Genomic DNA, 340 nt, shown 5'->3' with positions numbered 1-340 from the left:
TGGAGACCAACCGCTGCGGGCTGATATTTGTGGCTTCTGGCGGACATTTCCTGCTTCAGGCGCCCGTTTTTGCTGGTGTTTGAGACCGTTTCGTGATTCTCTTCAGGGGTGTTGGAACGCCCTGATGACATAGCAGCCATGAAGCGCGAACTGGCCTTGACGCGCGCTGATCTTGCCGCTCGGATTGCCCAGAACACAGCATTGAGCGAACTGACCGCTNACTCGAGATCGCCAAGCTTCGCCAGCAACTTTATGGCCGCAGCGCGGAACGCTCGCGCCAGATCATCGACCAGCTTGAGCTGGCGCTCGACGATGCGACAGCCGATGCCAGCCAAGCAGA

General features: G+C 58.7%; 1 protein-coding gene. It reads left to right on the top strand.

Features of this window, described 5'->3' with window-relative positions; translation table 11 throughout:
* Positions 1 to 200: 200 nt before the first annotated feature.
* On the top strand, positions 201 to 340 hold a 140-nt coding region (locus B7364_RS18355), incomplete at its 3' end, for an IS66 family transposase (RefSeq protein WP_408606321.1).

This window comes from Aquidulcibacter paucihalophilus, assembly GCF_002105465.1.
In the GTDB taxonomy this organism is placed as follows: Bacteria; Pseudomonadota; Alphaproteobacteria; order Caulobacterales; family Aquidulcibacteraceae; genus Aquidulcibacter; species Aquidulcibacter paucihalophilus.
Note: the sequence above shows the minus strand (reverse complement) of the source record. Positions and strands in the feature narration are given on the sequence as shown.